The sequence below is a fragment of the Marivirga sp. genome, assembly GCF_024636815.1.
In the GTDB taxonomy this organism is placed as follows: Bacteria; Bacteroidota; Bacteroidia; order Cytophagales; family Cyclobacteriaceae; genus Marivirga.
The window spans coordinates 25,541-31,852 of record NZ_JAGXGF010000090.1 but is presented as its reverse complement, the minus strand read 5'-3'; the positions used below and the strand labels follow the sequence as shown (position 1 = coordinate 31,852).

The 6,312-nt window shown below is 34.5% G+C and carries 5 protein-coding genes; 1 reads left to right on the top strand and 4 read right to left on the bottom strand.

Annotated features, from left to right (window positions below; translation table 11 throughout):
• Positions 1-397: 397 nt before the first annotated feature.
• The 4 genes from Q0L29_RS06780 to yihA all read right to left on the bottom strand — a co-directional run bounded on the left by Q0L29_RS06780 (position 398) and on the right by yihA (position 3,852).
• Complete coding sequence (locus Q0L29_RS06780) at positions 398-964, bottom strand: outer membrane beta-barrel protein (protein WP_296620187.1); 567 nt, start codon at positions 962-964, stop codon at positions 398-400.
• Between the two features lie 235 nt (positions 965-1,199).
• Entirely contained in the window at positions 1,200-1,994 is a 795-nt protein-coding gene (locus Q0L29_RS06775) for an amidohydrolase (protein WP_296620185.1), read from the bottom strand.
• Positions 1,982-3,133, bottom strand: coding sequence for a methionine aminotransferase (locus Q0L29_RS06770; RefSeq protein WP_296620182.1), 1,152 nt, complete (start codon positions 3,131-3,133; stop codon positions 1,982-1,984). The genes Q0L29_RS06775 and Q0L29_RS06770 overlap by 13 nt, the downstream gene beginning before the upstream one ends.
• Before the next feature lie 101 nt (positions 3,134-3,234).
• Positions 3,235-3,852: a ribosome biogenesis GTP-binding protein YihA/YsxC gene (yihA, locus tag Q0L29_RS06765; RefSeq protein ID WP_296620181.1), complete on the bottom strand. Its 618-nt coding sequence runs from the start codon at positions 3,850-3,852 to the stop codon at positions 3,235-3,237.
• Between the two features lie 320 nt (positions 3,853-4,172).
• On the opposite strand from yihA, the gene Q0L29_RS06760 reads away from it, so the two are divergent.
• A complete protein-coding gene (locus tag Q0L29_RS06760; protein ID WP_296620178.1) occupies positions 4,173-6,254 on the top strand; it encodes an OmpA family protein in 2,082 nt (693 codons plus the stop codon).
• Positions 6,255-6,312 lie beyond the last annotated feature (58 nt).

Here is a 6,312-nt window from a genome sequence, read left to right as displayed (position 1 = left end):
TATTAACCTGAGTTCGATTCTAATTTAGGATTCAGAACGCCTGTAAATAGTGAGTTTCAACTAAAAATTCCTTACAATAGCGGGCTATTGTAAGGAATTTTTAGGAAGAAAATCGCTGTTTAGAGGTGGGATAGGAAAAGCTTTTCCATATAATCCAATATACTGCGTTATCTTCCCTCGATATAGCCCGTTATATCTTCTCAAAGACGCCTTGTCTATTGAATTATATGAAAATCTGAATTTACAAATTAGAGTCGAACTCAGGTTAATAGGAGAGTATCATTTTGGTTGGTACCGCTCAATTGCCACATTTTAATAGGTTTATAGTTTAATTTTAAGGTCAAAAAAAATGGCAAGCCCAAAGGAACTTGCCATTTAAATGAACATTTAGGTAAAATTATTTTTTACCACCAAATAAAAATGCACCAATTCTAATTCCTAAATAGCTGTTGGCTACATCAAATGTAGCAGGGTTTCCGTTAGTATCGGTTCCCTGAATTTCTGAACTAGGAATAAAATTATAATCAATATTAATATTGAAATGTCCCCAGTCAAATCCAATTCTTGGATAGAATCCGATTTTTGTTTCTGCTCCAGCTGCAGCTCCATTAGTACCAGTAGACACAGACGCTAAACCATAAGCACCTAAACCAGCACCTACATATGGTCTAAAACTGCTACCGTTTTCGAGGTAATACTTACCATTTAAGGTATAGGAAGAAGTTCCTGAAACACTAGCTTCTTGATTTCCTACAACACGAGCCATAGCTGCTACTTCCCATCTGAGCCCTACGGAAATTTGGTCATTAATCCTGTAAGCTGGTTCGATATCAAATAAAATTCCGCCTCCGCCTTGAGGAATAGCATATCCAACTCCAGAATATAGTTGAAATGGTTTGTAATCTTGCGCATTTGCAAAGTTGATTGAAACTGCCACAAGGGCTAATAAGAATAATTTTTTCATTGTGATTATTTTTTAGTTTTAATTGAATAGCCAAAACTAATAGAGAATAATTAAAAACAAAAGTATAAATATAAAAGTTTATAATAATATTGAATTAGTACAAAAAAATTATCCGAAATTAATTATTGTAATTTCGTACATATTTTTTTGAAGAATAATAAGGTGAAATAATGAACTATTTTACGAGCGTGGTGGCACAATAATCACCTGATAAGTTGTTTAAATTATTAATTTTCTAATTACTAATTTGAAACTTATCTGCATCCAACTGGGCTGGAAATTTCTCCCTAAATCTTATTAATTCATCACTTGAGAGTGTGACAGTTTTAATTTCCTCTCTGTCATCAGCAAAGTATATAGTATTGCCTTTTGGTCCATAAATGGCGGAATGACCATTGTGTCCAATTCCTTTTCCATCATCCCCAACTCTATTTACACCTAGGCAATAGCTTACATTTTCAATGGCACGTGCTTGCAATAAAGTATCCCATGCATTGACACGAACAGCCGGCCAGTTGGCTACAAAAAGCATTAAATCATATTCCAATTCATTTTGCTCATTAGATTTATTTCTGATCCAAACAGGGAATCTCAAATCGTAGCAAACCAATGGCTTTATTTTCCATCCTTTTAGTTCAACTATCAAATCTTTTTGTCCTGGTGAATAGTGTTCATCTTCATTCGCCATTCTGAATAAATGCCTTTTATCATAGATGGAATAGTTTCCATCAGGCTGCATCCAAATTAAGCGATTGAAATACTTTCCATTATCATTTACTATGTAAGAACCTGTAACCACGGCTTTCTTTTGACTGGCCATTTGTCTCATCCATTTGAAAGTATGCAAGTTCATAGGCTCAGCCATTTTTTCTGCTTCCATACTAAAGCCGGTATTGAACATTTCAGGTAATACAATCAAATCAGTTTCCTCTTCTATCTCCCATATTTTTTCTTCAAACATGGAAATATTAGCCTGTTTGTCCTGCCAATATAAAGGCGTTTGAATGAGTGTTACTTTTAAATCTTGCATAATATATCTGCTGCTTTTTGTAATGTTTCCTCTCCTTTGGCAAAGCAGAATCTCAGTAATTTATTATCCTGTTTGTCAGAATAAAAAGCCGAAACAGGAATGGAAGCCACTCCCTTTTCTTTGATTAGATATTGAGCAAATTCCATATCGCCCATATCTGAAACCTCACTGAAATCCAAGACCTGGAAATAAGTGCCATAAGAAGGAATCACCTTGAATTTAGAATCTTGCATGGCCTGCTGGAAGAACTCTCTCTTCTTTTCATACATCGCACTCACGCCCAAATAGTTTTGCTCATGTTGTAAATATTCAGCCATAGCATACTGACTAGGGGTGTGGACAGAGAAGCAATTGTATTGATGCACTTTTCTAATTTCTTTCATAAGGGCTTCTGGAGCTACCATATAGCCGATTTTCCAGCCGGTGGCATGAAAAGTTTTTCCAAAAGATGAAACTGCGATACTTCTGCTTGCTAAGAATTCATCTTTTAAAACACTTAAATTTGTTTTACCATCAAAAATGATGTGTTCATAAACCTCATCACTTAATATAATCAACTGAGGATTTTCCTCTAAAATTTCTTTTAAAGCAGTTATATCCGCTTCAGTCAAAATTGCTCCCGATGGATTATGCGGAAAGTTGATCACAATCATGCGAGTTTTGTCCGTGATATTGTCTTTTACCTTTTGCCAATTAGGGGAGAAGTCAGGTAAATTTAAACCAACTGGAACCACCTTACCTCCTGCTAATTCAATAGCAGGAATGTAGCAATCATAAGCAGGTTCCAAAACAATGACCTCATCGCCTTGATGCACAGTCGCCAAAATACTGGAGAAAATAGCTTCTGTAGCCCCGGCAGAAACTGTAATTTCTGTATCTATATTGAGGCTAACTCCGCCCGTATTTTTGATTTTATTAGCAATAGCTTCTCTGAGCTGAGGAAGTCCGGGCATAGGGGCATATTGATTATGCCCTATTTGCATATTTTGATAAACTAAGTCTATTAATTTTTCTGAAACAGGGAAATCAGGGAATCCTTGTGAGAGATTGATGGCATTATATTCAGTCGCCATTTGAGACATGACAGTAAATATGGTAGTGCCTACATTCGGAAGTTTAGATTGTGTTTTTATTGCCATTTTGGATTTTTCTGAAATTTAAAAAGAATGTATAACAATCCTAAATTTAATCCATATCTCGACAGTAATAACAGTTTAATTTTACGCTGGAAGAGTTATGTTTAGCTCTCTTTTTGCTCTTCCCAGGCATTATTCATTTGTTCAATAATTCCTAAAATCTCTTCTTTTCCAGTTTGTTTTTCTGCAGAACTGATGAAATAAGGAGGAAAATCTTCCCAAGTACTCAGCATTTTCTTTTTGAAAACAGCTATATTTTGCTGTGTTTTATTTTTAGATTGTTTGTCAGCTTTAGTAAAAATTAGGGAAAGGGGTAATCCATTTTTGCCTATGAAGTCCAAAAACTCTATGTCTGCTTTCTGAGGAGGCAATCGTGAATCAATTAGCACAAATATGCAGACAAGATTCTCTCTATTAATTAAGTAATCACTAATCATTTTACCCCAGCCTTCATTGGTCTTTTTGCTCACTTTGGCATAACCATAACCCGGTAAATCTACCAAATACCAATTTTCATCCATTAAAAAATGGTTGATTAGCTGTGTTTTGCCCGGTTTTGAAGAAGTTTTAGCTAAGCTTTTTCTATCCGTCAGCATATTGATTAAAGATGATTTACCAACATTAGAGCGGCCGATAAATGCATATTCCGGGAGGTCAGTTTCAGGACTTTTTTTGTAATCCGTATTGCTTATGATAAATTCTGCATTTTTTATTCTCTTCATCTTGCAAATATAATGGCTTTAAATGGCTTAGGGTCTTAAGTTTGCTAAAGAATTATTATATATAGATGTTTTTTGTCCTTATGTAAGCTTTTCACGGAAAAAATAATTTATTGAAGCCTACTATTTTTTCGATAAAAAAGATGAAATTTGAAAAAAATGAGGTAACATTTTTATATTTATCACTTCATCTAATAAAATTTCGAAGAAAAACAGGAAGTTTTGCTTACTTTTTTTGATATAAGATAAAAAGTAGTTTAATTTAAGTGATTATTTTAGTGCAGCGACCTAACTCGCTATAATTTACCGAATTAAAGAATACGATGATATATAAATTTAGATTCTTTTTTGTCTTATTACTAAGTACCACTTTTGCCTCTCAAGTGACAGGACAAGAAGTCAATCCTGATTTAGCAAATGACTACTTGTTGTTAGCAGAGGAGATATTCAATGAGACTAAGGCTTTGACACAAGCACTAGAGATGTATAAATTAGCTGCAGAGGCTGATCCAAATAATGTTGAAGCTAATTTCAAAACTGGTGATACTTATCTTCAAACTGCTGAAAAAGCGAAAGCAACACAGTATTTATTACGTGCCTATCAGTTAAATTCAGATTATAAATTTGATATGCTATATAAGATAGGTCATGGATATCAATATGGCTATGAATTTGATAATGCATTGGAGTATTATAAAAAGTATAAAGAAAAATTAGAGAGTAATACTGGTTACAAAGGCGCTGATAAAACTCCTATGTCAGAAGTTGAAAGGAGAATAGAAGAAAGTAATACAGGAAAAAAATTAATGAATGATCCAGTTAATTACTCTATTACTAATGTAGGTACAGCAATCAATTCTGTATCTTGGGATTATGCGCCCGTTGTTAATGCGGATGAAACTGTTATGATTTTTACGTCTAGAAGAGGTCCTGATCAGGGCAACTTAAATGAAAACGTATTTGATGATAATTTCTACTATGAAGATATTTTCATTTCAAGGAAATCAGGTGGAGAATGGCAGCCAGCAGAAAATATTGGGTCTGTTGTGAATACTAAATTTCACGATTCAAACTTAGGATTCTCGCCTGATGGCAAAACACTTTATATCTACAGTGATGAAGGAAATGGGGATATTTATTACACCAATAATTTATCAGAGGATACTTGGTCAGAACCAGTTGGCTTAAGTGATAATATTAATTCCAGCGGATATAATGAGAAATCTGTTTCACAGTCAGCTGATGGAAACACCTTGTTTTTTGCAAGTAATCGTCCGGGGGGAAATGGCGGATTTGATATTTACTATTCAACAAAAAATAGAAAAGGGGAATGGGGACCTTCCAAGAATTTAGGTAAAGTAATCAATACTGAAGGGGATGAAGATGCTCCTTTTATTCAGTTTGATGGTAAAACACTTTATTTTAGTTCTACCGGACATAGTGGTATGGGTGGATTTGATATTTTCAAATCTGAGTATGATAGTGCGAGCAACGAATGGAGTAATCCTGAAAATTTGGGATATCCCTTAAATACTCCCGATGATGATATCTATTTTGTAATGACTAAAGATGGAAAAACGGGTTATTATGCTACAGTTCGTGAAGAGGGAATGGGTTATAATGATATCTACAGGGTGAAAATTGGAGGCAGCGAAGATGATTCTAATAATAAAATGGATAGTAAAACAGCCAATGTAGATGAAGGAGAAAATAAATCTAATAAAGATGTAGATCGCGTGGATGTGGCTGAATCCCCAGATAACGATATCGTTACGGGTGCCCCTGTGAAATTGCTTGTCAGAGTGCTTGATGCTAGTAATAATCAGTCTATTGAATCAGTCGTAAAACTGAAAGGACAAGCAGATAATATAAATGTCCCTTCTGAAAGTCTGGATAATGGAATTTATACTTTTGTGATAATGAGAGATGAGCCTACTGATTTCATGATTTCAGCAGAAAAACGAGGCTATATCTTTGCCAATAAAAAAATAAGTATTCCTGCTTCCACAGGAGAAGAACAAATTATTAAGCTAACCCTAAGCTTGAGCAAACCTGAAGTAGGAACTTCAAAAACCCTAAGAAATATATTCTTTGAATTTGGAGAGGCTACTTTCACCTCTGAGTCTTATGAAGAATTGAATAAAATGGTGAGATTCTTAGAAGGAAATCCTCAGGTAAATGTTGAGATTGCCGGACATACTGATGATATTGGTACTGCAGCTTTCAATAAAAAGCTTTCTCAATTGAGAGCTAATAAAGTAGTGGAATACCTAACGGGTAAAGGAATAGATAGAAGGAGATTAAATGCGGTTGGTTATGGTGAAGAGAGACCTATAGTTAGTAATGATGATGAGGTGATGGGTAGAGAAATCAATAGAAGGGTTGAGTTCATCGTGAAAGAATAATACCACATATAATTTTTTAAATAAGATAGGGATGTTCAACATCCCTTTTTTATTTCTA

What these genes read in the sequence shown, in the direction of transcription:
- Q0L29_RS06780 (WP_296620187.1), bottom strand. Translation starts at nt 964, where the DNA reads ATGAAAAAATTATTCTTATTAGCCCTTGTGGCAGTTTCAATCAACTTT.
- Q0L29_RS06775 (WP_296620185.1), bottom strand. Translation starts at nt 1,994, where the DNA reads ATGCAAGATTTAAAAGTAACACTCATTCAAACGCCTTTATATTGGCAG.
- Q0L29_RS06770 (WP_296620182.1), bottom strand. Translation starts at nt 3,133, where the DNA reads ATGGCAATAAAAACACAATCTAAACTTCCGAATGTAGGCACTACCATA.
- yihA (WP_296620181.1), bottom strand. Translation starts at nt 3,852, where the DNA reads ATGAAGAGAATAAAAAATGCAGAATTTATCATAAGCAATACGGATTAC.
- Q0L29_RS06760 (WP_296620178.1), top strand. Translation starts at nt 4,173, where the DNA reads ATGATATATAAATTTAGATTCTTTTTTGTCTTATTACTAAGTACCACT.